This window comes from Variovorax sp. FW305-3-2-15-B-LB1 (assembly GCF_058787635.1).
Window position 1 is genome coordinate 1 of sequence record NZ_JBYSZY010000039.1, and the last position, 24990, is coordinate 24990.

Annotated in this window: 26 protein-coding genes; 8 read left to right on the forward strand and 18 right to left on the reverse strand. The window is 67.9% G+C overall.

The annotated features are described in order from the left end of the window. Positions 1–450: 450 nt before the first annotated feature. From AC3WQR_RS21670 to AC3WQR_RS21680, 3 genes are all read right to left on the reverse strand, one after another. On the reverse strand, positions 451–1374 hold the full coding sequence (locus tag AC3WQR_RS21670) for a crotonase/enoyl-CoA hydratase family protein (protein ID WP_095948677.1): 924 nt from the start codon (positions 1372–1374) through the stop codon (positions 451–453). 100 nt (positions 1375–1474) lie between these two features. Further along, complete coding sequence (locus tag AC3WQR_RS21675; protein WP_492743672.1) at positions 1475–2950, reverse strand: sensor histidine kinase; 1476 nt, start codon at positions 2948–2950, stop codon at positions 1475–1477. 79 nt (positions 2951–3029) lie between these two features. Further along, a complete protein-coding gene (locus tag AC3WQR_RS21680) occupies positions 3030–3758 on the reverse strand; it encodes a response regulator transcription factor (protein WP_070060847.1) in 729 nt (242 codons plus the stop codon). 97 nt (positions 3759–3855) lie between these two features. Here AC3WQR_RS21680 and AC3WQR_RS21685 point away from each other — a divergent pair, with 97 nt between their 5' ends. From AC3WQR_RS21685 to msrA, 4 genes are all read left to right on the forward strand, one after another. Beyond that, positions 3856–4479 (forward strand): cytochrome b/b6 domain-containing protein, encoded by a 624-nt coding sequence (locus AC3WQR_RS21685; RefSeq protein ID WP_369646898.1) that lies wholly within the window; start codon positions 3856–3858, stop codon positions 4477–4479. Further along, the gene (locus tag AC3WQR_RS21690) at positions 4476–5270 is read left to right on the forward strand and encodes a molybdopterin-dependent oxidoreductase (RefSeq protein ID WP_492743537.1); all 795 of its coding nucleotides are present in this window, start codon (positions 4476–4478) and stop codon (positions 5268–5270) included. Before AC3WQR_RS21685 ends, AC3WQR_RS21690 begins: the two co-directional genes overlap by 4 nt. A gap of 108 nt (positions 5271–5378) precedes the next feature. Then, positions 5379–5630, forward strand: coding sequence for a pentapeptide MXKDX repeat protein (locus tag AC3WQR_RS21695; RefSeq protein ID WP_095745469.1), 252 nt, complete (start codon positions 5379–5381; stop codon positions 5628–5630). Positions 5631–5717: 87 nt separating this feature from the next. Further along, a complete protein-coding gene (gene msrA / locus AC3WQR_RS21700; protein WP_492743540.1) occupies positions 5718–6422 on the forward strand; it encodes a peptide-methionine (S)-S-oxide reductase MsrA in 705 nt (234 codons plus the stop codon). On the opposite strand, the gene AC3WQR_RS21705 is transcribed toward msrA, so the two are convergent. From AC3WQR_RS21705 to AC3WQR_RS21715, 3 genes are all read right to left on the reverse strand, one after another. Then, on the reverse strand, positions 6423–6980 hold the full coding sequence (locus AC3WQR_RS21705) for a DUF4189 domain-containing protein (protein ID WP_492743542.1): 558 nt from the start codon (positions 6978–6980) through the stop codon (positions 6423–6425). It abuts the gene before it with no gap. A 69-nt stretch (positions 6981–7049) separates the two neighbouring features. Beyond that, complete coding sequence (locus AC3WQR_RS21710; RefSeq protein WP_492743544.1) at positions 7050–8345, reverse strand: acetyl-CoA hydrolase/transferase family protein; 1296 nt, start codon at positions 8343–8345, stop codon at positions 7050–7052. Between the two features lie 8 nt (positions 8346–8353). Continuing rightward, complete coding sequence (locus AC3WQR_RS21715) at positions 8354–9256, reverse strand: LysR substrate-binding domain-containing protein (protein ID WP_492743546.1); 903 nt, start codon at positions 9254–9256, stop codon at positions 8354–8356. 139 nt (positions 9257–9395) lie between these two features. Here AC3WQR_RS21715 and AC3WQR_RS21720 point away from each other — a divergent pair, with 139 nt between their 5' ends. Both AC3WQR_RS21720 and AC3WQR_RS21725 read left to right on the forward strand, forming a co-directional pair. Next, complete coding sequence (locus AC3WQR_RS21720; protein WP_492743548.1) at positions 9396–9800, forward strand: RidA family protein; 405 nt, start codon at positions 9396–9398, stop codon at positions 9798–9800. Continuing rightward, positions 9797–10891, forward strand: a complete 1095-nt coding sequence (locus tag AC3WQR_RS21725) for an oxidoreductase (protein WP_492743550.1) — start codon at positions 9797–9799, stop codon at positions 10889–10891. The genes AC3WQR_RS21720 and AC3WQR_RS21725 overlap by 4 nt, the downstream gene beginning before the upstream one ends. Here the strand turns inward: AC3WQR_RS21725 and AC3WQR_RS21730 are convergent. Then, on the reverse strand, positions 10888–12060 hold the full coding sequence (locus tag AC3WQR_RS21730) for an NAD(P)/FAD-dependent oxidoreductase (protein WP_492743552.1): 1173 nt from the start codon (positions 12058–12060) through the stop codon (positions 10888–10890). The genes AC3WQR_RS21725 and AC3WQR_RS21730 overlap by 4 nt on opposite strands. A 77-nt stretch (positions 12061–12137) precedes the next feature. On the opposite strand from AC3WQR_RS21730, the gene AC3WQR_RS21735 reads away from it, so the two are divergent. Beyond that, the gene (locus AC3WQR_RS21735) at positions 12138–13031 is read left to right on the forward strand and encodes a LysR substrate-binding domain-containing protein (RefSeq protein WP_492743554.1); all 894 of its coding nucleotides are present in this window, start codon (positions 12138–12140) and stop codon (positions 13029–13031) included. A gap of 6 nt (positions 13032–13037) precedes the next feature. Here the strand turns inward: AC3WQR_RS21735 and AC3WQR_RS21740 are convergent, their stop codons facing one another. Further along, positions 13038–14066, reverse strand: a complete 1029-nt coding sequence (locus tag AC3WQR_RS21740; RefSeq protein WP_070060858.1) for an aldo/keto reductase — start codon at positions 14064–14066, stop codon at positions 13038–13040. A 123-nt stretch (positions 14067–14189) separates the two neighbouring features. On the opposite strand from AC3WQR_RS21740, the gene AC3WQR_RS21745 reads away from it, so the two are divergent. Continuing rightward, positions 14190–14642 carry a GNAT family N-acetyltransferase gene (locus AC3WQR_RS21745; protein ID WP_492743556.1) on the forward strand — a complete coding sequence of 151 codons (453 nt, stop codon included), beginning with the start codon at positions 14190–14192 and terminating at the stop codon, positions 14640–14642. Positions 14643–14732: 90 nt separating this feature from the next. Here the strand turns inward: AC3WQR_RS21745 and AC3WQR_RS21750 are convergent, their stop codons facing one another. From AC3WQR_RS21750 to AC3WQR_RS21795, 10 genes are all read right to left on the reverse strand, one after another. Continuing rightward, on the reverse strand, positions 14733–14969 hold the full coding sequence (locus tag AC3WQR_RS21750; protein ID WP_492743558.1) for a hypothetical protein: 237 nt from the start codon (positions 14967–14969) through the stop codon (positions 14733–14735). Then, positions 14966–15454, reverse strand: a complete 489-nt coding sequence (locus AC3WQR_RS21755) for a hypothetical protein (protein WP_492743560.1) — start codon at positions 15452–15454, stop codon at positions 14966–14968. The genes AC3WQR_RS21750 and AC3WQR_RS21755 overlap by 4 nt, the downstream gene beginning before the upstream one ends. Before the next feature lie 35 nt (positions 15455–15489). Further along, positions 15490–16281: a DNA adenine methylase gene (locus AC3WQR_RS21760; RefSeq protein WP_492743562.1), complete on the reverse strand. Its 792-nt coding sequence runs from the start codon at positions 16279–16281 to the stop codon at positions 15490–15492. Then, positions 16229–16447 (reverse strand): Com family DNA-binding transcriptional regulator, encoded by a 219-nt coding sequence (locus tag AC3WQR_RS21765; protein ID WP_492743564.1) that lies wholly within the window; start codon positions 16445–16447, stop codon positions 16229–16231. The genes AC3WQR_RS21760 and AC3WQR_RS21765 overlap by 53 nt, the downstream gene beginning before the upstream one ends. 147 nt (positions 16448–16594) lie before the next feature. After that, entirely contained in the window at positions 16595–19789 is a 3195-nt protein-coding gene (locus AC3WQR_RS21770) for a host specificity factor TipJ family phage tail protein (RefSeq protein ID WP_492743566.1), read from the reverse strand. Further along, complete coding sequence (locus AC3WQR_RS21775) at positions 19773–20153, reverse strand: hypothetical protein (protein WP_492743568.1); 381 nt, start codon at positions 20151–20153, stop codon at positions 19773–19775. The genes AC3WQR_RS21770 and AC3WQR_RS21775 overlap by 17 nt, the downstream gene beginning before the upstream one ends. Further along, positions 20153–20629, reverse strand: a complete 477-nt coding sequence (locus tag AC3WQR_RS21780; RefSeq protein ID WP_492743570.1) for a DUF1833 family protein — start codon at positions 20627–20629, stop codon at positions 20153–20155. The genes AC3WQR_RS21775 and AC3WQR_RS21780 overlap by 1 nt, the downstream gene beginning before the upstream one ends. Next, a complete protein-coding gene (locus tag AC3WQR_RS21785) occupies positions 20629–21000 on the reverse strand; it encodes a hypothetical protein (RefSeq protein ID WP_492743572.1) in 372 nt (123 codons plus the stop codon). Before AC3WQR_RS21785 ends, AC3WQR_RS21780 begins: the two co-directional genes overlap by 1 nt. A 1-nt stretch (position 21001) precedes the next feature. Continuing rightward, complete coding sequence (locus tag AC3WQR_RS21790; protein WP_492743574.1) at positions 21002–24250, reverse strand: phage tail length tape measure family protein; 3249 nt, start codon at positions 24248–24250, stop codon at positions 21002–21004. Between the two features lie 218 nt (positions 24251–24468). Further along, positions 24469–24978, reverse strand: a complete 510-nt coding sequence (locus tag AC3WQR_RS21795; protein WP_492743576.1) for a hypothetical protein — start codon at positions 24976–24978, stop codon at positions 24469–24471. Positions 24979–24990 lie beyond the last annotated feature (12 nt).

Genomic DNA, 24990 nt, shown 5'->3' on the forward strand with positions numbered 1-24990 from the left:
AGGGTAGGGTTTTACGTGGGTCAGTCTTAGACGGAAATTACTGCGTTAGCTGGGTCAGTTTTCGGCGGCAATCAACATGGTGGTCATTACGGAGTGGCAATCCACACGTTTGTCATGCAGCCGGTCGACATTCGGCACACGCCGCTTTACCGGGGCGGTTTTTGTAGTCTGTTTTTTAGCGGTCAACTTCAAGCCCTCGAAACAATATGTATCGACATTATGGGGGTGGAGATCAAGACCGGCTGAAGGGGTAAGCGCGGGGCGTTGGAGCGCCGGATCTTGGACATTTCTCTATGACATTCTCCTGAAGAGATGTCCGAGCTGAACTGTCATCGCATGTATGGGCATTTGCCGTCATCTAACTGTTGACAACCTTCAGGCGCACCGGATCACCAAAGAGAAATGAGTCGGTCGCGTGACATGGAAGCAGGTGCCACGCGATGGCGCCGCTCAGCCGCGCGCAGCCAGCTTCGCCTCGAGCTCGGCGATGCGCGCCCTGGCCTCGTCGCCTTCAGGAATCGGCCGGCCGCTGTCGCGCCACTGCACCGCGCTCTTGAAACCTTCGGCCTCGGCCTGGCGACGGAACCACATGCCTTCGGGGTTATGCCGCGTGATGCCGTCGAACACGGTGGCGAACATCTGGGTCTGCTCCAGCCCCATCGAATGCCAGACCTGGTTGACGACCATCTTGTGCATCATGAGGTGCGAACTGGGCACGCCCGCGATGCGCTGCGCGAGCGCCAGCGTGGCCTCGTCGAGCTGCGCCGCGGGCACCGCGAAGTTGGCCAGGCCCCAATCGGCCGCCTGCGTGCCGGTGATGGTGTCGCCGGTGAACATGAGCTGCTTGGCGCGCAATGCGCCGAGGCGGTAGGTCCACATCGCGGTGGTCGGGCAACCCCACACGCGCGTGGGCATGTAGCCGATGCGCGCGTCGTCGGCCATGGTGAGCAGGTCGCAGCACAGCGCGATGTCGCTGCCGCCGGCCACCGCGTAGCCGTGCACCTTGGCGATGGTCGGCTTGCGGCAGCGCCACAGCGACATGAAGTCTTCGGTGTTGCGCTTCATGGCGGCATAGTCGAGCATCGGGTCCCACGGCGTTTTCTCCTGCCGGCAGGGATGGTCGCCCTGGCCTTCGCGGCCGTGGCCTTCGGCGTAGTCGCCCAGGTCGTAGCCGGCGCAGAAGGCGCGGCCCGCGCCCTCGACCACGATCACATGCACCTCGTCGTCGGCCTCGGCCCATTCGACCGCGCGGCGGATGTCCGTCGGCGTGCTGTCGCCGATGGCGTTGAGCTTCTCGGGGCGGTTGAGCACCAAGCGCGCGATGCGCGGGTGCTGCGGGTCCTTGTCGATCAGGACGGTCTCGAAAGCGGGCATGGTCAGTGGTCTCCTTCTGTTCTTGGGGGGTGATGCCGCTTCGCTTGTAGCATCGCCCGCCGCCCGCTGGCAAACCCGTCGACCGCCGGGTTCAACGCCTTCAGCGCGCTGTGGCGCCTCCCAGCCGGAACAGGAACACCGCGCCCTTGCCCGGCTGCGGCACGAGCCGGATGTCGCTGCCGTGCAGCTGCAGGATGCGCTGCACGATCATGAGCCCCAGCCCGCCGCCGCGCGCACCGCCATCGGCAAAGGCCGGCCGCGTGAACAGGCCCTTCTGCAGCTCGCCCGGAATGCCGGGGCCGGTGTCGCTCACCTGCACCGCCACGCCGGCGTCGGACGGGCGCAGGCGCACCTCGATCTCGCCGCCGGCCGGCGTGTGGCGGATGGCGTTGTCCAGCAGGTTGGTCAGCACGCGTTCGATCATGCCGAGGTCGGCCGACACCACGGGCAGGTTCGGCGCGATGTCGGGCTTGAGCTGCTGGTGCCGCGCCTCGGCCGCGAGCTCGAACTTCTGGAACACGTCCTGCACGAGGTCGGCCAGCGCAAAGTTTTCTTTCTCGGGCTTGACCACGCCGTACTCGAGCCGCGCCAGCTCGAACACCTCCTGCGCGAGCCGGCCCACCTTGCGGCTCTGGCCGAGCGCAATCTCCAGGTAGCGGCGGCGCTCTTCCTCGCTGAGCGTGCCGGCCTTGAGCAGCAGCGTCTCGAGGTAGCCGTGCAGCGAGGTGAGCGGCGTGCGCAGGTCGTGCGAGATGTTGGCGAAGAGCTCGCGGCGCTGGCGGTCCTGCAAGCTGAGTTCGCGCCACTGCTCGGCGATGCGGCGCGTCATCTGCGCAAAGGCCTGCTGCAGCTGCGCGATCTCGTCGTCGGCGTGGCGCGGCGGCGCGGGCATGGGCGCTTCGCGCTCCAGCGCCGCGATGCCCTCGGCCTCGAAGCGCCGCACCGCCGCCGTCAGTTCGCGCAGCGGCCGGGTGATGAGGCGGAACGCCACCAGCCCGGCGATGAGCCCCAGCAGCGCCACCAAGGCCATCGACCACAGCGTGGTGCGCAGCACGGTGTCGGCCGAGAGGTTGGCGGCCAGCGCGTCGTGGTCTTCGCCTTGCAACACCACGTACACATAGCCGGCGTCGCGCCCGTCCATGCGCAGCGGCGCGGCGCTGAAGACCTTGGCACCGTCGACGCTGCGCGGATCGTCGCCCGCGATGGGCAGCCGCTCGCCGGCCAGCAGCCGGCGGATGGGGCCGAGCGCCACCTTGTCGCGCTTGAGGTGGCCGGGCGGCGCGGCCTGGGCCTCGATGCGGCCGTCGAGCCCCAGCACGTAGACCTCGACGCTGGGGTTGACGGTCATGAGCTTGTCGAACAGGTCTTTCACCGCCACCGGGTCGAGGCCACCGGGCTTCATGAGTTCGGTGTTCTGCGCGATGTGGGCCGCGAGCCCGAGCGACAGGCGCTGCGTCACCTCTTGCGCGTGCTGCGCGCCGGCGCGCATCTGCAGCCACGCCGAGGCGCCGCAGCAGGCCAGCAGCAGCACCGCGAAGGCGATCGACAGGCGCCGCGACAGCGTGGCCCAGGCCATCGTCATTGAAGCACCCTTGGCGCTTCGCGCCTTCCCGCCAGGCGGGAGCGAGCTTGCTTGGGGCGGCCCTGCGCGGCGCTCATACGTCACCCTTCGGTGCGGCGTCGTCCGCCGCGAGCTTGTAGCCGCGCCCCCACACCGTGAGGATGCGCCGCGGCGCGGCCGGGTCGGCCTCGACCTTGGTGCGCAGCCGGTTGATGTGCGTGTTGACCGTGTGCTCGTAGCCGTCGTGCTGGTAGCCCCAGACCTGGTTGAGCAGGTCGAGCCGCGAGAACACCTTGCCGGGATGGCGCGCAAAGAAATACAGCAGGTCGAACTCGCGCGGCGTGAGTTCGATGGGCTTGCCGTCGACGCGCACCTCGCGCGCCAGCGGCTCGATGTCGAGGTTGCCCAGCGTGAGGCTGCCCGACTCCAGCCGCGCGTTGCGCGCCAGCGCATCGGTGCGCCGCAGCAGCGCCTTCACGCGCGCCACCAGCTCCAGCACCGAGAAGGGCTTGGCCAGGTAGTCGTCGGCGCCCAGCTCCAGCCCGAGGATGCGGTGCACCTCGCTCGAGCGCGCGCTCACGATGATGATGGGCGTGTAGCGCGCCATGGCGCGGGCGCGGCGGCAGATTTCGAGGCCGTCGATGCCGGGCAGCATGAGGTCGAGCACCAGCGCGTCCCACTGGCCGCGCTCCAGCGCGCGCAGGCCGGCGTTGCCGTCGGCGGCGTGCTCGACCGCGTAGCCCTCGTCGCGCAGGTGCATGCGCAGCAGCTCGGCAATGTGGGCGTCGTCCTCGACGATCAGCACGCGTTTGGCGGTGTCCATGGCCGCGATTGTCCCGCGAGACGCCCCCCGGAGTTATCACGAATCTTTGAACTTTGCGTGATGAATCGGCGAGGGGGTGCGCCCAACAATCCGGCCCATGCAGACACGCGCCGCCCCCGACCACCGACCGATCCACCCGCTGTGGATGCGCGTCACGCACTGGCTCAATGCGCTGGCCGTGCTGGTGCTGGTGACCAGCGGCTGGCGCATCTACAACGCGGCGCCCTTCCTTGCCTTTCGCTTTCCGGCCTCGATCACGCTGGGCGGCTGGCTCGGCGGCGCGCTGCAGTGGCACTTCGCGGCGATGTGGCTGCTGGTGTTCAACGGGCTCGTCTACCTGGTGCTGAACCTGGCCAGCGGGCGCTTCGCGCGCAAGTTCTTCCCGCTCACGCCGGCCGGCCTCTGGCGCGATGCGCGGGCCGCGCTCGGCGGCAGGCTCTCGCATGCCGACCCGCGCCACTACAACCATGTGCAGAAGCTGGCCTACCTGTTCGTGATCGTCGACCTCGTCGCGATCGTGCTGTCGGGGCTGGTGCTGTGGAAGTCGGTGCAGTTTCCGCTGCTGCGCGAGCTGCTGGGCGGCTACGAAGCCGCGCGCCGCGTCCACTTCGTGGCGATGGCGGCCCTGGTGGCCTTCGTTGCCGTGCACCTCGTGATGGTGGCGCTCGTGCCCCGCACCCTGCTCACCATGCTGCGCGGTCGCGCGCCCCACACCCCATGAGCCTCTTTTTCAAACGCCCTCCCCTGGTCGGTGTCGACGGCGAGGCCGTGGTGCGCGAAGCCCGCGCCCTCATCGAGCGCCAGCTCGACGCGCCTTCGCGCCGTCTGTTCCTGCGCCGTTCGCTGACGCTGGGCGGGCTGTCGATGCTCACCGGCTGCAGCATCAGCGACGACAGCCACGTGGAAGCCGCGCTCGCGAAGGTCTCGCGCTTCAACGACGAGGTGCAGGGCTGGCTCTTCAGCCCGACGCGGCTGGCGCCGACCTACACCGAGGCCGAGATCACGCGCCCTTTTCCGTTCAACGCCTACTACGGCGAGGACGAGGTCCGCGAGGTCGAAGAAGCCACCTACCGCCTCGAAGTGGGCGGCATGGTCGCCGACAAGCGCCGCTGGACGCTCGCCGAGCTGCGCGCCCTGCCGCAGCAGGACCAGATCACGCGCCACATCTGCGTCGAAGGCTGGAGCGCCATCGGCAAATGGGGCGGCGTGCGCTTTGCCGATTTCCTGCGCCATGTGGGCGCGGACCTGAGCGCGAAGTACGTCGGCTTCCAGTGCGCGGACGACTACCACACCAGCATCGACATGCCCACCGCGCTGCACCCGCAGACGCTGCTGACGCTGAGCTACGACGGCCAGCCGCTGCCGCCGAAGTACGGCTTCCCGATGAAGCTGCGCATGCCGACCAAGCTTGGCTACAAGAACCCCAAGCACATCCAGGCGATGTACGTGACGAACACCTATCCCGGTGGCTACTGGGAAGACCAGGGCTACAACTGGTTCGGAGGGAGCTGAGCGGCTGCCGCAGCCGCTCGACTGCCGAAGAAAGCGCGAGGCCGAGTCTCCATCGGGGACCGCGCCGATCTTGACAACAAAACCCAACCTCAACTCAGGAAGACCGACATGAACAAGCTCACCGCCACCCTCCTCGCCACCTGCATGGCCTTCGCCGGCGCCTCGGCCTTGGCCGCGGACGACATGGCTAAAGACGGCATGAAGAAGGACAGCATGGCCAAGGACGGGATGAAGAAAGACGCCATGGGCAAGGACGCCATGAAGAAGGACGGCATGGCCAAAGATGGCATGAAGAAAGACGCCATGGCCAAGGACGAAATGAAGAAGGACGCGATGGGCAAGGACGAGATGAAGAAGTAAGCCGCCGTCTCCCCGGCCCCGCCGCCATTGACGGCCGGCGGGATCGGGATCACTGTCCCTTTCCTGCGCTCCCTACGAAAGACCGCCATGAAATCCTTCGCCATCGCCGCCGGCGCGCTTGCTGTCGCCGCCTTCGCCTGGCACGCAGCCCCTTCCTTTGCCGAGACCGCGCGCCGCGTGCCCGCGCCCACGGTCGACCTCACCGCACCCGCGGGCGCCACCACCGCCACCGCCGTGTTCGCAGGCGGCTGCTTCTGGGGCGTGCAGGGCGTGTTCCAGCGCGTCGAAGGCGTGAGCAATGCGCTCTCTGGCTACGCGGGCGGCGAGGCCCGCACCGCGCGCTACAACGAGGTCGGCTCCGGCCGCACCGGCCATGCCGAGGCCGTGCGCATCAGCTACGACCCGCGCAAGGTCAGCTACGGCAAGCTGCTGCAGATCTATTTCTCGGTGGCGCACAACCCGACCGAACTCAACCGCCAGGGCCCCGACACCGGCCCGCAGTACCGCTCCACCGTGTTCGCCGAAAACGCGGAGCAGGCCCGCATTGCCAACGCCTACATCGCCCAGCTCAACCAGGCCAAGACCTTCGGCAACAAGCCGCTGGCGACCACGGTCGAGGTGTCCAAGCCCTTCTATGCGGCCGAGGACTACCACCAGGACTACCTCACGCTGCACCCGAACCAGCCCTACATCGCGATCAACGACCTGCCGAAGATCGACGACCTGAAGAAGCTGTTCCCCGAAAGCTACAAGGCCACGCCGTCGCTGGTACGCGCGACGAAGGCCAGCTGATCAGCGATTGACGACGAGCGCGTTGCAACGCGCGGTGACGACCTTGCAGTCCTTCGCGTGCGCGGAGCACTCCGCCATCGCTTCCGCCTGCGCCGCGCTTTGCAGCTTGTTGGCCTTCATCGACAGCACGTTGCGGCCCATCACGACCACGCCGCAGCCTTCCTGCCAGGTCAGCGTCATGCTGCGGCAGCCGGTGGCGGTGCCGCCGTTGCCCACGCACTGGGCGATGGCGTTGTTTTCGGCATCGGCCTGGGTCGCCCGGTTGTCGACCCCGCCGAAGGCGCCCTTCGACTTGTCGATGACGTACGCGCCCCACTTGTAGGAGAAGGTGGGGTCGGGCGGCGGCGGCGCCAGGTACTCGTCGGGGTCGCTGTAGCGGCCCGTGCCGCCGGGCATCACAGGCACGGTGTCCCGGGGCGGCGGCCGGCTGTTGTGGGGCCAGCCCGGCGCGTTCGGTGGCGGGCATCCCGGCTGGCCCGGGCCGCTGCAGGCGAACGCCTGGCCGGACAGCACGCAGGCCGCGCCGAGCAGGAAAAGATGTCGCAACGAGGTGCTCATCGCAGCGAATGTAGCCGCCGCCCGGACCGCACAGGAGTGCCCTAAGTCACGCCCTGCCCCCTGCGAAACTCAAAGCAGCTTGGCTTGCTTCGCCTGCTCCGTCAGCTCTGCGCGGAAGTCCGGGTGCGCAATCGCGATCAGCTCCTGCGCGCGCTGCTTGGCCGACTTGCCGCGCAGCTGCGCCACGCCATGTTCGGTGACGACGTAGTTGATGTCGTTCTTGCTCGTGCTCACATGCGTGCCCGGCGACAGCGAGGGCACGATGCGCGAGATGGTGTCGTCCTTCGCTGTCGAAGGCAGCACGATGAAAGCCTTGCCGCCGCGCGAGCGGTTGGCCGCGCGCACGAAGTCCGACTGCCCGCCCGTGCCCGAGTACGGCGCGTGGCCCAGGCTCTCGGAGCCGCACTGGCCCAGCAGGTCGATCTGCATGGTGGCGTTGATGGCGATGAGGTTGTCGTTCAGCCCCGCCAGCGCCGGGTCGTTGGTGAAGTTCACCGGGTGCATCTCCAGCCCCGGGTTGCGGTCCATGAAGCGGTACAGCTTGCTGGAGCCCAGCGCGAAGGTCGCGACCGACTTGCCCGGCAGGTAGTTCTTGCGGCGGTTGGTGACCGCGCCGCTTTCCACCAGCGTGAGGATGCCGTCGCCGATCATCTCGGTGTGGATGCCCAGGTCGCGCTTGCCCGTGAGCTGCATCACCACCGCGTCGGGAATGCCCCCGTAGCCGATCTGCAAGGTGGCACCGTCGTCGATCAGGTCGGCCACGTGCTTGCCGATGGCTTCCTGCACCGGGCCGATCTTCGGCAGGCCGACCTCCATCACCGACTCGCTGCTCTCGACCAGCGCCGCCACCTGCGAGATGTGCACGTGGCAGTTGCCGTGCGCGTAGGGCACGTTGGGGTTCACCTCGAGCACGACCGCGCGCGCCTTCGCCACGGCGGCCATCGTGTAGTCGGGGCCCAGGCTCAGCGCGAAGTAGCCGTGCGCGTCCATCGGCGAGGCCATGCTGAACACCACGTCCGCCGCGATCTGCCCGCGCTCGATCTGCGCCGGGATCTCGGAGAAGTAGTTCGGAATGAAGTCGATCCAGCCTGCCTGCCCGCCCGCGCGCGTGGCGCCGCCGAAGAACAGCGCGACGTGGCGCACGTGCTCCACCGTCTCGGGGTCGATGTAGGCGTACTTGCGCATCGCCAGGATCTGCGCCACCTTCACGTCGCGGAAGTCGCGGCGCTGCTCGGACAAGGCCGTGAGCAGCGAGGGCGGCTCGCCGACGCCCGTGGGCACGATGATCATGTCGCCGTTGCGCACCTGGCGCACGGCATCGGCGGCGGAAACGCGCTTTTGCGCGTACAGGGTCTGGGCAGTCATGCCTGCCACTATGCCTTCTTTTCGCCGCCGCCGAACTCGCGGTGTACCCAGTCGCGCAGCACGTCCGTCGCGGGGCGGGTGGCGGCGCGCGGGCTGTAGACCAGGTCGTAGCGGTAGCTCTCCACCGACAACTCGAAGGGCTGCACCAGCAGGCCCGACGCCAGCTCGTCGGCCACGAGCGCCAGGCTCAGCAGGCCGACGCCCTGCCCCGCGACCGTGGCCTGCACCGCGTGGATCTCTTCGGTGAACGACAGGCCGGCCTGCGCCTCGACGTCGGTGCGGCCCGCGCGCGCGAGCCAGGTGCGCCACACGGGCGCCAGCGTTTCGTCGCGCCCCGCGCGGCCCCATTCGAAATGGATCAGCGAGACGCTCTTCAGGTCCTGCCGCGCCGCGACCGCCAGCGCGGGGCTGCAGACCGGCGCGTAGTGGTCCTGGAACAGCGGCTCGACGACCAGGTCGGCGTAGCGGCCGTTGCCGTAGCGGATCGCCGCATCGGCCTCGGTGTCGAGGTCGACGACCTGGTTGGTGGCGTCCAGCCGCAGCGTCCATTCGGGGTGCAGGTCGCGGAAGGTGCCCGCGCGCGGCGCCAGCCGCCGGGCCATGAAACCGACGGTGGACGACAGCGTGGCGATGCGCGTGCCCTTCAGGCGGCGCACGCCGTCGACGGCGCGCTCGAAGCTGTCGAAGCCGTCGCGCAGCGCGGGAAACAGCTGGTGCCCGGCGGCCGTCAGGTGCACCTGCCGCGTGCCGCGTTCGAACAGGCGCACCTCGAGCGTTTCCTCGAGCTGCTTGATCTGGTGGCTGACGGCGGTGGGCGTGACGTGCAGTTCGTCGGCGGCGGCCTTGAAGCTCAGCCGGCGGGCCGCGGCCTCGAACACGCGCAATGCGCCCAGGGGAGGAAGTCTTCGCATGCAGACAGATTAGCTTAACTCATCCATTGGCTGAAAAATCAGCCTTTGTCGGGCGCCCTCTTCATCCCTAAATTTCAGGGGTCGCGGGAAGAAACCACTTTCACGGCTGATCTGAAATTCACCATCAAAGGCACCTGTCATGCAACTCCAACCCAAGCAGATCCACACGCAACCCGACCCCTACGCCCCCTTCCTGCTGTCGCAGGCCATCCAGCTCGGCAACCTGGTCTTCGTGTCCGGCCAGGCCGCGATCGGCGACGACGGCGAGATCGTCGGCAAGGGCGACTTCGACCGCCAGGCCGAGCAGGCCTTCAAGAACCTCGACCGCGTGCTGAGAGCTGCAGGCACAACCCTGGGCAGCGTGGTCAAGGTGACGATCTTCCTGACCTCGATGCAGCACTTTCCGAAGATCGTCGAACTGCGCCGCCAGTGGTTCTCGGCGCCCTACCCGGCCGACACCATCGTCGAGGTCTCGGGCCTGTACTCGCCCGACGCGATGATCGAGATCGAGGCCATCGCCGTCGCGCCCGGAGACGCCCGATGAGCACGCCGCTGCTCGCGCCGGCGAAGCTGCACGGCCTGCAGCTGCCCAACCGGCTCGCCGTGGCGCCGATGACGCGCGTCAGCGCCTCGCCCGAGGGCCACGCCAACGGCACCATGGCCCGCTACTACGAGCGCTTTGCGCGGGGCGGCTTCGGCCTCGTCATCACCGAAGGCATCTACACCGACACGGCGTACGCGCAAGGCTATGCCCGCCAGCCCGGCCTCAGCGACGGCGAACAAGCCCGCGCGTGGCGCCCGGTGGTGAAGGCGATCCAGGGCGCGGGCGGGCGCGCCATCGCGCAGCTCATGCATGCGGGCGCGCTGTCGCAGTTCAACCGCTTTCGCGACCACACGGCGGGGCCGTCGGCCGTTCGCCCGCTGGGCACGCAGATGACGGCCTACCGCGGCGAAGGTGAATACCCGGTGCCCCGCGCGATGACCGATGCCGACATCGCCGAGGCGATTCGTGGCTTCGCCCGGGCCGCGCTGCTGGCGATGGAAGTGGCGGGCTTCGACGGCGTGGAGATCCACGGCGCGAACGGCTACCTGCTCGACCAGTTCCTGACCGGCCACACCAACACGCGCACCGACCGCTGGGGCGGCGCCCTCGCGCAGCGCGTGCAGCTCACGGTCGAGATGGCGCGCGCCGTGCGGCAGATGCTGGGCGCCTCGGCGCCGGTCGGCGTGCGCATCTCGCAAGGCAAGGTCAACGACTTCGGCCACAAGTGGCCGGAAACCGAAGCCGGTGCGGCGACAGTGTTCGGCGCGCTGGCGCACAGCGGCATCGACTACCTGCACGTCACCGAGTTCGAAGCCTGGCGCCCGGCCTTCGGCGATGCGGGACCGAACCTGCTGCAGCTCGCGCGCCGCCACGCGCCCGGCCTAGCGATCGTCGCCAATGGCAGCCTGCACGACCCGGGGCGCGCCGAGGCGGCGCTCGCGGACGGCGCCGACTTCGTGGCGCTGGGACGCGGCGCGCTGTCGAACCCCGACTGGCCGAAGCGGCTGAAGGAAGGCCGCACGCTCGCCGCTTTCGACCCGGCATTGCTGTCGCCCGTGGGGGACATCAAGCCGGCGGAGCAGCACCGCTAGATGATGTTTTTCTCGCGCAGCGGCCGGTTCTCGAGGATGCGCGCGAACGACAGCGGCGACAGGTCGAGGCTGCGGTAGCCGCCGAAGCGGATCAGCTCCGCGATGCCGCGCCCCGCCGCCGGGCACTGCTGCAGCCCGTGGCCCGAGAAGCCGTTCACGAAGTAGAGGTTGTCGCAGTCGGGATGCTGGCCGAGGATCGCGTTGTGGTCGAACACGTTCATCTCGTAGTAGCCGGCCCAGGCGCCCGTCATGCGGACGGCTTCGAAGGCCGGGATGCGTTCGGCCAGCGCCGGCCAGATGAAGTTTTCGAAGGCCTCGTGGTCGACTTCGAGCGGCGCGTCGTCGGGGTCCCGGTCTTCGGGCGGGGCAAAGCCGCAGATGAACTGGCGCCCTTCGGGCCGCAGCCAGATGCCCGAGGTGTCGATGACCAGCGGGCAACCCGGCAAGGTGCTCGGGCATGAAAAGCTGAACACGCTGCGCCGTCGCCCGCGCACCGGCAGCGCGATACCGGCCCACTGCGCGACCGGTGCCGCCCACGCGCCCGCCGCGTTGACGACGATGTCCGCGCGCAGCATGTCGCCCCGGTCGATCTGCACGCCGGTGACGCGGCGGCCCTCGCGCTGCAGGCCCGTCGCCTGCGCCTGCACATAGCGCACGCCTTGCGACACCGCCTTCTTGCGAAAGGCCTGCAGCAGGCTGTAGCCGTCGTACCAGCCCTCGCCCGAGAGGCCGAGCGATGCGAGCGCGATGCCCTCGGTCGAGAGCCACGGGAAGCGCGCCTTCAGTTCCTCGGGCGTCAACAGCGCCACGTCCACCGCATGCGCCTTCTGCGTCGCGTGGTTCTCGCGCAGCACGTCGACACCCGCCGGCGAGGCCAGGTACAGGTAGCCGGGTTCCGTCAGTCCGATGTCCGGCATGTCGTCGCCCACGCGCAGGGTCTCGCCCAACGTGCGGAAAAACTCGATGCCATAGAGCGACATCTCGATGTTGATGGCGGTGGAGAACTGCTGCCGGATCGAGCTGGCCGACAGCGCCGACGAGGCCTGGCGGTACGAGAAGTCGCGCTCCACCACCGTGATGTCGAAGGCCTCGCCTGCCGGGTCGGCGCCCAGGAAGTACGCGATGGCCGAGCCGATGGCCCCGCCGCCGATGATCGCCACACGCCGCATGTGATGCCTTTCCGTGTCTTCGATGTGCGGGCCCGGGCCGTTGCCCGGGCCGCGCAAGCTCCCGCCAGAATAGCGCGATGAGAAAAGACATTCCCAACCTCGGCGCGCTGCAGGCCTTCGAGGCCTCGGCGCGCCTGGGGAGCTTCACCCGCGCGGCGACCGAGCTGGCGCTCACCCAAAGCGCGGTCGGGCGCCAGGTGGCGACGCTGGAGCAGCGCCTGGGCGTGCCGCTGTTCTCGCGCGTGCGCAAGCGGCTCACGCTCACAGACGTGGGCCGCGAGTACGCCGCGCGCATCCGCCGCCACCTCGACCAGATCCGCCGCGACACTCTGGAGATCAGCGCCGGCCACGAGATGGGCTTCGTGCTCGAACTGGCCGTGGTGCCGACCTTCGCCACGCAATGGCTCATTCCGCGGTTGCCCGACTTCAGCCGGCTGCACCCGAACATCACGGTGAACCTGTCGGCGCGCTCGCAGCCCTTCTCGTTCCAGGAAAACGCGTACGACGCGGCGATCTACTTTGGCGACCAGTTCTGGCCGAACACACGCGGCGGGCTGATCTTTTCCGAAGGCGAGATGGTGCCCATCTGCAGCCCCGCGTTCCGCGACGCGCACGCCCGGTGGGACGAAGCCGGCTTCGAGCGCTGCCGCCACGTGCACCTGAGCACCCGCGCCCATGCGTGGCGCGACTGGTACGCGCAGCAGGAATGGGAGTACACGGTGCATGCCTCGCGCGGGCCGCGCTACGAGCTGTTCACCATGGTGGTGGCCGCCGCGGCGGCGGGCATGGGCGTGGGGCTGGCGCCGCGCATCCTGGTCGAGCAGGAGCTGCGCACCGGTGAACTCGTGATCCCGGTGGACCGGCACCTGGACGTGCACCAGGGCTACTACTTCGCGTACCCCGAAGGCCGTCCGGCCTCCGGGGCGCTGGAGCAGTTCAAGCAGTGGGTGCTGGGGCTGACACCCGACTGAACCCGGTCAGACCGGGTTCGGGTTGCGTTCCTTGAAGCCCTGCTGGTGCCAGTACGGGTAGGTGCGCGTCGTCGCACTGGCCGCGTCGAGCTCGGCCACCTGCGCGGGCGTGAGGTTCCAGCCCACCGCGCCGAGGTTCTGGCGCAGCTGCGCCTCGTCGCGCGCGCCAACCACCACGCTGGACACCGTCGGGCGTTGCAGCAGCCAGTTGAGCGCGACCTGCGGCACCGTCTTGCCGACCTCGGCGCCCACTTTTTCGAGTGCCTCGACCACGCGGTACAGCAGCTCGTCGGGCACGGGCGGGCCCATGTCGGCCGTCACGTGCAGGCGGCTGTTGGCGGGCAGCGGCTGGCCGCGGCGGATCTTGCCCGTGAGCCGGCCCCAGCCGAGCGGGCTCCAGACCACCGCGCCCACGCCCTGGTCTTGCGCCAGCGGCATCAGCTCCCACTCGTACTCGCGCCCGACCAGGGAGTAGTACGCCTGGTGCGCCACATAGCGCGCATAGCCGCGCTGCTCGGACACCGCCAGCGACTTCATGAGGTGCCACCCCGAGAAGTTCGACGCGCCCACATAGCGCAGCTTGCCCGCGCGCACGAGGTCGTCGAGCGTGGACAGCGTTTCTTCGACCGGCGTGCTGGCGTCGAAGCCGTGCAGCTGGAACAGGTCGATGTAGTCGGTGCCCAGCCGCTTCAGCGACGCATCGACCGCCTGCACGAGGTGATGGCGCGACGAGCCCACGTCGTTCGGGCCCTCGCCGCTGCGGAAGGTGGCCTTGGTCGAGATCAGCAGCCGGTCGCGCGGCCGGCCCTTGATCGCCTCGCCCAACACCGATTCGGCGGCGCCGCCCGAGTAGATGTCGGCGCTGTCGAACATGTTCACGCCAGCGTCCATGCAGATGTCGATGAGCGTGCGCGCCTCGGCCACGTCGGTGCTGCCCCAGGCGCTGAAAAACTCGCCCTTGCCGCCGAAGGTGCCGGTGCCGAAGCTCAGCACGGGGACCTTGAGGCCTGATTTGCCCAGATGACGGTATTCCAAAGTTCTACTCCTTGAATCGAACGAACAGACGAACCAGATGAATGACGCGGCCATTGTTGGCCGCCGCGCAGAACCCCGTCGCGCGTCGGGCTTTGCGGTGCTTCGGCTCGCTACGATCGAACGATGCAGATCTCGATCGAAAACCCGAACCAGCCCGACGTCATCCAGCTCATCGACGACCTCGATGCGTACCAGAAGCCGCTGTACCCGCCCGAGAGCCATTACGGCATCGACATCGCCGCGCTGTCGGCCGCGCATGTGCTGTTCGCCGTCGCGCGCGACGCGGCCGGCACGGCCATCGGCTGCGGCGCCGTCGTCATGAACCCCGGCTACGGCGAACTCAAGCGCATGTACGTGCGCCCGCAGAACCGCGGGCAAGGCGTCGCGGCGAAGGTGCTGGGCTTTCTCGAAGCCGAGGCGGCGGCACGCGGATGCGCGATGTTCCGGTTGGAGACGGGCGTGAGCCAGCCCGAGGCGCTGGCCTTCTATGCGCGTGCGGGGTATGCGCGGCGCGAGCGCTTCGGGGACTATCCGGACGATCCGTTGAGTGTGTTTGAAGCGCGCCGCGATAAATGAGCGCTCCGCGGCGAGATAAATGGGTGGTGGCGCTTCTTGCGCCGTGGGAAAAGGAATTACGTGTGGCGAAAGTCTAGCGCCGATGAGCGCCTACTCCTGCCCCACCGCTTCCGCGAACACTGCCCTCCAGGACCACATCTGAGCCTTCCCGTGCCAGTGGTTCGCGAGTTCATAGGTGATGCGGACCTTGCCGCGGTCTCCAGCGTCGACCACGACCTTGGCTTCGGGCGGCTGGCCGCGGCCTGGCGGCGGCAGGCTCCGCGAGCCATTGCCGATCACGTCGCCGGGAATCTTGGCCAGGATGCCGTTGTCTTTGAGGAAAGTCACACCAACGGTCCCCAACTGACCTGTCGGAGGATCCGCAGCCCGGACGAAGTGAGAAGCTCGCGTGTGCCGCCCGGCCTTCCACCCCAGTACATATTGCCGACGTCCTCGACGGTCTGTAGAAAAGCGTGTTCTGGATTCGACGAGTAGCACCGGGTGACCAGGTCAAAGTCCCCGACGTGAGATGGAGCGCTGCTGTCCACTAACTCCACCTCGTACAGAACATTGAACACGCCTCCGAGCTTCTGCCTCGTGGTCAGAGCTGATGCAGATGCGATATCGAGAAAAGCAAAGCAACTGCTCAAGCGGCTGGGCAGTTCGGGAAAATCGCGCGCCCGCTTGGCCTCCAACGCGAGTTCCGCCGCGATCTTCCAGCCGTTGAAGCCGCCGTCATTGCGGTAGACGCTGATCATTCGCCCATAGTTACCAGGCTCGAGGATGCTCCCCGGACGAAGGAGCACTGAGTTGGCGTGATAGTAGGTGGTCATGTCGCCATTCTCTCCGCCCGGTGTGCCCCGAGGCCTCAGAACAGACCGGCCGGCTCCATATCACGGTCCCAGCTGTAGATGATCAGCTCCTGGCGCTCGGCCCGATTGGCGCCGCCGCCCACCGTGTAGTCGATGGCCAGGCTCTCCATGCCGAAGCCCTCGAAGCACCGCCGAATATCTGGGTGGTCGTTGAGGCTGATGATCGCCTTGCCCTTGAGCTGGCGCAGCTTGGCGGCCATCAGCTCGTACTGCTCCCACGGGAAAGGCACGCCGTAGCCCTCGGTCTGCCAATACGGCGGGTCCATGTAGAACAGCGTGTGCGGCCGGTCGTAGCGGTCCAGGCAGGCGGCCCAGTCGAGTTGCTCGATGTATGCGCTGGCCAGGCGCAAATGAGCGGCCGACAGGTTCTCCTCGATGCGCAGCAGGTTGATCGCCGGCGCCGTGGTGGCCGTGCCCCAGGTCTGCCCGTCGACGCGGCCACCGAAGGCCTGCTGCTGCAGGTAGAAGAAGCGCGCGGCGCGCTGGACGTCCGTGAGTACTTCGGGCGGCGTGTCCTGCGTCCACTTGAAGATCTGCCGGCTCGACAGCGCGTACTTGAACTGGCGCACGAACTCTTCCAGGTGGTGCTTCACGACCCGGTACAGGTTGACCAGGTCGCCATTCACGTCGTTGATCACCTCGACCTCGGCTGGGTGGCGCAGGAAGTACAGCGCCGCGCCGCCGGCGAACACCTCGACGTAGCAGGTGTGCGGTGGAAACCGGCCGAGCAGCAGGTCAGCCAGGCGGCGTTTGCCGCCGAGCCAGGGAATGATGGGGACGGATTGCATGAGACGCTCCTTCGATTGAAGGGCGCTCTGGGCGCTCGGGGGTGGGGCTCTCGGCCCTCAGGGTGTTCATCGCGCTGCAGCGCGGGCATTTGATGACCAGCCAGCGGTAGCTGCCGGTCCCGAGCTTGCGGCCGCATGCGCCGCATCGGATCTCGTCTTGTTCCATTTGCAAGCCTGTTTTCTGTCAGGAAAAGTTTGGTAGGCTCGGCGCGCTCTCGCGAGAGTGGGCGGGCCTTGCCGGCTTGCAGGCTCGTTCTGCATGTGGGGGCCTGGAGAGGTGTTGACGCACCCGACCAGGTCGCCCGTTCTTTTTTCACATCGTCAGGGTGAGCGTGTCTCCCATCACCTTGACCGGCGTGCCGGCCGTCGCCGGCAGCACCTGCACCAAGATCTCGGTGCCTGGCGCGTAGGCCGGCAGCAGCAACTCGGTGCCTGACACCGTGAGGTAGCCCTGCACCGGCACCTGGGCGACCGGGCCGCCGTTGACGCTCACCATGACGGTCGCGCCATGCGCTGCTTCCAACTCCCAGGTCAGCAGGGTGCCGCCCTCGGGCGCTGGCGCGGCGCCGAGGTTGTATGCCCTGGCCACGAGCTGCTCGCCGCTGGCGGGCTCTGCAGGGCTTCCGACGCCGTATTCGAGCGGGTAGTAGGCCTCGTACTCGTCTCGGGCCGTGATGCGCACGCGGCGCGCTCCTGAAGGCTCCATGGCGATGATGCGGGCCCGCTTGCCGGGCGTGGGCGTCGGCCCTGCGAAAAACGTGTAGTCGATCGGCTGAGAGGCGTTCACCCAGTGATCGCTCAGCGGGTTCTGCGTCGTGACGGTCAGGAAGGCCGGCGCGTTGACCAACGGCCAGGCGCCCGGCACCACCTGCAGCGTCCGGCTGGCGGCCGCCGGCGGGACGCATTCGACTGAGAAGAACGCACCGCCGGGCTTCCGGATCCAGAGGTACAGCGTGTCGGCGTCGGTCGGGTTGTCGACCTCGGCCGACAAGGTCACCGAGGTGATGAAACCGCCCGCGGCCGCCATCTCGACCAGACGGCCGCTGTGGGCCCAGGCGGTGAGATCGTGTGCCAGGTGCACGACGTCGCCACGTTGCACCGTCATGCCCAGGATGTTGGTCTCCCACTTGATGATGCGGCGCTGGTAATGCCGCGCGGCCGCCAGCAGGTTGACCAGGCGCTGCGCCTGTGCCTGCGACATCGAGTAGGCCGCCTGCCCGCTGCTCTGGTTGACCGGGATGGCCACGCCCGGCACCTTGGCGGAAACCGCGTCGCCCTCGTAGTCCGCGTCCGAGCGGGTGTAGTTGACGACGTACTCGTCGACGGTGTTGTCGGTCGAGTACTGCACCTCGAAGCTGCCGGCCACGATGTTGCTCATGCCGAACGCCGCCACGACGGGCTGGCCAGCGGCTTCCCAGACAACCGACAGCTTGCCCGGCGCCCAGGTCTTCGTCGCTCGGCCCGCGGCTGCGATGTCGTCGAGCACGTCGCCGGCCGGTCGCGCGCCGGTGATGGCCATGCGGCATTCCAGACCCGCTGCAGCACAGAACTGCCCCCACGCCACGATGGCGGCGTAGTCGATCCGTTCGTTGGGCAACCCGGCACCGAAGAGGCGCGGGCCGTTGCCGATCGCGGGCTGGTCGAGCCAACCGGCCAGGCCGAGGTGACCTGGCGCGGCGGTGGGATTCAGGAACCCACCGCGGGCGTAGTACAGGAACAGCCAGGCCGGGTTGACCGTCGTGCCCCACACCCATGCGCCCGACCCGACACCGGGCATCGCGCCGCTCCACGGCGCGCCGCTGTCCCAGCGCCAGTGCTTCGCCTGCACGAACGCCGAGAGACGGTCGATGCGCCCGTTGAGCTGGCCCGTGGCCTTGATCATTACGCCCATGCGCCGCTGGGCCGGATAGAGCGCCTCGGCATCTCGGAAGAACTTGACCCGGGTGAACTCGAACTCGGAAATCAGCGATGCATCGGTGGCGTCGGGCAGGTTTCGGCGCACGCGCACCGCGTTTGCCGGCACGCCCAGCATGGCGGTCAAGGTCCGTCGCACCGGCACCGTCGATCCGTTGGAGATCACGAAGGGGCTGTAGGGCATCGGCGTCCATGCGCCGGAGGCCGCGTTTCGATACTCCGCGTCGAATGAGCAGAACGCACCAGCCATGCCCCGGTCGGACTGCAGAAAGAGCCGCCCCGTGATGTCGATCTGGATGAACCGGCACGGCGTGGACGCTGCGCGCTCCACCCAGCCAAAGTTCTCGATCAGAGGATGGTTCTCGACCTTACCGCCGTCGACGAGCTGGACGTTGTCGGGATAGCTGTTGCCAGGCCAGCCTTCGCTGGTGTAGCCGAGCAGCTGCGTGCGATCGCCCTGGCCCGCCGGCACCGCGCTGTCGTGGCGTTCCACCGCGTTGTAGTGGAAGACCGGCGTGGCGCCAATGCGCAGGTCGCTGATGGACAGATCCCCGAAGCCGAAGTTGAAGATGCTGACCAGGCGTTCGGTGTTGTAGATCAGTGTGTACCCGTAGCGCCAGATGACCGGGATCGACGGCAGCGGTGACATCGGGCGCCAGTCGAACGGCCCGGCCATGCCCGATGTCCAGATCTCGTAGGTGGTGACCTCGATCGTGGGCGGCACTGGGAACGGCGCAGGCGGGTTCTCGGTGTATCTGATGATGAAAGTGTGGGGGCGCGTGACTGGTCCGCTCTCCGGGTTGCCCACCTGCACTGGCATCGTGTAGTTGCGCACCTGGTTGTCGCCGAAGTAGTACTGGTTGGTGGCTTCACCCGGTCCGATGTAGGTCCATGGCGGGCTCGCCGAAGGCGGCCCAAGCGGGTCGCCAGCATGCTCGGGCTCCTCGGGCGGAATGAACTCGAAAGGTGGCGGCGACAGGTTCGTCGTCGCCGGCGTCGTGTTGACTATCTCGGTGGCCGTCGTCGGGTCGGGCACGAACTCGGAGAACGGCCGGCTTGCGTAGTCCGGGAAAAAGCGGTGCTCGCCCAGGATCAGGGGCAGCGGCTCATAGGCGCGCAGGCTGTTGGCACCGCCCTCGACGCCGTAGGAAGACGGCGTGAATTCGTTGCTCTTGCTCGGGCCGCTTTTCTTGGTGAGCGATGACAGCAGCGCGCTGATGGCCAGCGCGATCGCAGCGTTGACCACGAACGTCGTGACGGTACCGATGGCCAGGGCCGTGGTGATCGATGCGCCCTTTCCCCAGGCCGCGCCCGCGGCGACCGCGCCGGCCTCGACCCCGCGTGCGAGCTGGCGCAGCACGAGCACGTCGTCACGGCGCACCCGCTTGCGTCGCCAGCGCCGACGCGCCAGGTCCGCACCGTTGAGGTTCGCCTGCAGCGGCGTGCCCTGCAGCGCCAGGCGCCGCACCAGGCTGTCGACGGTATCAGTGCCTGTGAGCAACACGCTGCGCACGTGGCGCTCGCCTGCCAGGCGCAAAGGGTTCGGACACCAGATCACGTCGACGGCGCCATGCGCCTTAATCGAGCCACGCATAGAAGCCTTGGATTCGGTGTGTCTGGGCGACACGGGTCAGAGGGAACAGCACGCTCTCGCCGAACGCAGAGTCGCTGTGCAGCACGTAGGGCTGGTCGATGACGCAATACAAGCCCACGTGCGCCATGCGGCCGCGGGAGAACATGAGCACGCCGCAGCCGTCATAGGGCTCGTCGATCGGGCGGGCGAAGTCTGCGCAGTGCCTGGTGATCAGTCCGGCGCGGTGGAACACGTCGAGGCGCTCCTTGCGGGGGAAATGCACCGCGCGGCCAAGCTGCTCGCGCAGCACGAGCTCGACCAGCTCGGCGCAGTCCAGTCGGGCATGCGGAATGCCGATGTAGCCGGCGGACCAATGCGCGGCCATCAGAAGAGCCCGGGCGCCGTCTCGGGACGATAGAGGTAGGCGGTGCCGGCCTTGTTGAGCACGTCGTCGAAGCCCAGCTGACCCGAAACCGAGCGCGTGTCGACCTTGACGTTGTTCAGGTCGAGCACCAGGTCTTCCTCGACGAAGTTCGGGTTGCTGCGCAGGATCTGCAGCACGCGCATCGTCGCGCCGCGGCCGCCATGCGTGCGCTCGAAGAAAGCGCCGATCGCGCCGCCGGCATTGGCGATGCGCAACGTCGCCTTCGGCGTGGTCTTGTCGTTGTCGTCGGGCGGCACCAGGCCGAACTGCGCGGCGATGTAGTTCTTTCCGTTGGACAGCACGTCCTGGACGTCGTTGACCAGGCGCACGGGCTCGGGCAGCAGCGCATGGCGCAGCTCCAAGAGGAAGAGCGGCGACTCGGACGCCGAGACGGCCTGCGCCGCCTCGTGGAATCGGGAGGACTTGGTGCGGGCCATCAGGCGTAGTACTCCAGCGAGAAAGCAGCGGTCCATTCGTCCAAGCGCGTGGTGAGTGGCTTGTAGACCACCGTGCCATTGACGATGCGCGCGCGGCGCAGCGTGGCACCGGTGTAGTCGGCCACGTCAGGCCAGACGAAGTGCAGCGCGCCCTGGCGCAGATCCTGGCGCCGCCACGCCTCGAATGCATCCTTGTCAGCCGCGCTGGCCAGGCGGTATGTCAGTGGGATCTCGTAGCGGGCGAGCGACTGCTTGGGCGCCTGTTGGATGAACCCGTCGTCCATCTCGATGCGCTCGACGCCCGACGCCGGCGCGACCTGGTAGCCGTCCAGCATGAACTGGGCATAGGCCGGGAAAGTCGTGAACGCCATGTCAGCCGCTCCGGTTCATCGCTTGCTGCATGCCACGGACGATGGGCCCGCCGTTCTGCGCGTCTTCCAGCATCAGGTTCACCAGCATCTCTTTTCCATTCCAGGTGGCGCTGTTGTCCGCAATGCGCTGCGGCGTGCCGTTGTTGTTCAGGGTGACTGACATCGGGACCGGGCCGACCGGCATCGCACCGCCAGCCGGGCCCACGGATCCACCCGTGGCGAAGCGCGCCCGCTGGTGCGCCTGCACCAGGCCGCCAAAGGCGAAGCCTGGGCGGGGAAACTGCAGCTTGCGCACGGCCTCCATGAAGCCCACGCCGTAGTGCCGAACAGCCTTGTCGGGCTGGATGAACTCGTTGTTCGAGACGGCGATCGGGCGGCGGCCGTCGACGATTGCCGGAATGCTGTCGCTGGTGCCGGTGCCAGGGCCCTTGATATGGCCGCCTTCGCTGAATCCGAAGAAGCTCCCGAACAGCGTGCCGATCGCCCCGAACAGGTTGGAGCTGGAACCGTTGCTGCTGCCGCTGCTGGTTGAGGCATCGGGTTTGAATTGGCTGGTCAGCGCCTTCTTGACCCCGCTGCTCAAGATGTCGCCGACGACCTGCTTGAGCGTGTTCTTGAGCACCTCTCGCATGTTCTTGAAGTTGGTCACCGCCTGGCCCGCCGCGTTCGCGAGCCCATCGATGGCGGTGCTGCGCGCCTGAGTGCCGAAGCTCACGACTTCCGGCGTCGCCGCTCGCACTGTGTTCTGCAGTTGGCCGATGCTGACGTTCATGGCGTCGATCGCGGCCGCGGCCTCTACCGGCATCGCATCACGCATTGCGCGCAGCTGCTCGACGATCGCCTGCAGCGCCGGCGCCTGGCGCTCGCGCATGGCCGCTACCCGGCCCTCGGCCTCGATGCTGCTGATGGCGCCGGTCTGCTGCAACACCTGTACGGCTTGCTCCTGGACCGCGAGAGCGTTCTGCAGGCGCTGGGCCTCGGCCAGCTTGGCGTTGAACTCGCCCTGTGCCGTGCCTGCCGCCACCAGCATGTCGATCCGGGCCCGGCCATTGGCTTGTTCGAACTCGGTACCGGCGCGGCCCGCGGCCTCGTAGTCGCCCTGAAACTGGGCCTTGAGCTGCGCCTGCAGCGCGTCGCGATCAAACGTGCCGGTGAGAGTCGCCACGTCAACGCGGATCTTCGCGGTGATTGCGCCGAGGGTCCGCTCCTGCTCGGTCTTCCAGATCCCGAGCTTGCGCGACTGCTCTGTGAGGTTCGCGTCGACCAGGCTGATCTGTGCCGCGACCTCCACGCGCCGCTGACGCAACGGGCCACTCTCGGCCGAGTTCTTCGCCTTCGCCAGCGCTGCGTCGATCTCACGCAGATCGGCCTGCAGGACTTCGCGCTGCGCGGCGCTCTCGGTACGCATCTGCGCCAGGCGTGCCTGGTAGGCATCCTCGATCGAGACATTCCCGTCGTTCAGTGCCTGGACGATGATCGCGTCGCCGGTACGGATGTTCGCCTGCAGCGCGCCGAAGTTCGCCTTCAGCTCGGCCATGGAGACCGCGACCTCAGCGCTGGCCGTGCGGAAGGCGCTGGGCGCACCGCCGCCGCCCTTGCTCATGATCTCCTTGCGGATCGCGGCTTCCTGGGCGGCCACGGTCTTCGCGTCAAGCGGCGCCATGCCGTCGCTGACGCGCCCGGCGTTGATCTTCTTGTTGTTCTCCCGGTAGGTGGTCAGCGCCTTGTTGATCTGCTCGTTCTTGGTCAACGCCTTGTCGGCCCAACGATCGTTCGCCTTCTCGGCTTCGTTGTATTCGCGGCGCACCTTCGCCACTTCGCCCTGGGTGCGGGCGAGGGAAGCCTGTTCGTCCTTGTCTTCCTGGAGGTTGCGCAGATGCTCACGCGCGGCGGTCAATGGCCCGTCAACGTCGCCAGCAGCCAGGCCCCGGCCGCGGCGATTGGCAAGGTTCTGTGCCAGCCGATCGACGGTCTTCTTCTGCGCCTCGATCTGCGCGTCGAGCGTGTCCTGGCGGCCGATGCTGAGCATCTTGTCCCAGGCCCAGCCGGCCGCCTCGCCCACGGCACGCCACATGCGCTGCAGGCTCCCGAGGTTCGCCTCGAGCTGCGGCGTGCGGCCGTTGATCATTTCGAAGTAGGCCTGCTGCGCCACCACCGCGGCCTCGGCCGTGCGGCCCTGTTCTTCCAGGGCCTTGATGTGGTCCCGCGTCGCCGGCGTCAGGTAGTTGAGCGACTCGGTGAGCTTCAGGCTGGCCTGCAGCGGTGCCTTGCCCAGCTCAATGAAAGCAGCAGCCGTCTTTTCGGCCGCCTGGCCGCCGGCGCGCTCCATTTGCTGAGCGGCCAAAGTGAAGCGCTCGATGTCTCCGGCTGCAACGCGACCCGAGCCGGCGATCGCGGTCAGCGTCGCTGCAGCGGCGGACTGCGTGCCGACGACGTCGCTGATGCGCGCAGCCATGTCGCCGAGCTTGCCCGCCGTGGTGCCGGCAGCGTTGCCGGACATGATCAGCGCTTCGTTGTACGCAGGTGCCTCCTGTGCGCCCTTGAAAGCGGCCAAGGCGACCGCAGCGACGGCCCCGGCCAGGCCGAAGGCGGCGACCCGCGCGAGCGTGAAGAGACTGGCGATCTGCTTAGCCGCGGGCCCGATGCCGCCGAAGCTGTCCTTGATCTGCCCGCCCTGCTGGATGAGCACCAGCCATGCAGGCATGCCGCTGGCCAGGCTCGTGGTGATGTCCGTGATCTGCGCCGGGAGCATGCGCATCGCGGCGGCCGTCTGCGCCGCCGATACACCGCCACGCTGCACGACGTCGTTGTGGGCGCCCCAGCGAGCCGTTGCGGCGGCCATCAGCGTCGCGTAGCGCTCCTGGGTGAGCGATCCGCTGGCCAGCGCCGCATTGAGCGTTCCCTGCGCTGCAGCGAGCTTCTCGGCCGCCGGTGCGGCGCTCTGTAGCGCGGCCATGAGGCGCCGCAATGCGGCCGCGTCTTCGTCGACCCTGGGTGCAATGGGCGTGGGCACCGGTAGCGGTGCAGGAACGGGCGGTGGCGGTGCAGGTGCTGCAGGCGGAGCGGCGCCTGGCGCTGCGCTGCCGCTGAGCGCGCCAGCGGCCTGCTTGCCGACCGAGCTGAGCCCTGAACCTGTCTTGTTCCCCGCCTTGTCGAGGTTCTGCAGGTCGGTGGTGAGGCCCTGGACCGCCTTGCGGGCTTCGTCCAGGAACGCACGGATGCGCAGGCCGACTTCGAGTTCCTGGTTCACCGTGCCCCCTTAAATGCCAACGCCGTGCGCAAGGCACGGCGTGTTCGGAGAGTCGGTGAATCGCGTCATGCGGGCAATGTGCCGCGCGCGCGCGAGGGGAGCTAAATAAAACCTTTTAGATTGTCGTGTCCGATGTCAGCCCAACGAGCCGCCGAGCGCGACGGCGGCATGGGCTGCTTCGTGTTCCATGCGCCTGGTGTCCTGCTCGCCGATCGCGGTCAGGTAGGCGCGGAGCTGGGCAAGGGTGTAGCGCCGGATATCGTTCTGGCTGTGTCCGGCCCCAACAAGCTGCTGAGCAATTCCGAACCAATCGACTTCATCCGGTCCGAGGTCTGCACCAGCCTCGGCAGGGTCTGGAAAAAAAAATCCGCGTTCACCTCCATCACCACCGCCAGCGCCTCGCCGACCATGACGATCGGCATCTGGGCCACGTCAGCGGCTTGGAGGCGTCGCGGCTCGGCCGCTTGGTCTGCCGGTGCCGCCCCGAGCGGCGCCGCCGGCAGCGCGAGGCAGCCGGCGATGGTGCGATCGAGTGCCAGGCGCTCAGGCGAGTCCTTCTTGAGCGCACGCAGCGAGTCGAGTTCGAAGGTGGCCCAGTTCAAGGTCTGCAGCCAGGCGCCCAGCTCGAGCGCGTCATCGAACTGGTCGTAACCCACCTTGTAGACCAGGAACGGAACTTCACCGATCGGCTTTTCGGTGGGCTTGTTGAAGAGGTTGCGTAGCGTCATGTCACTCCAGTC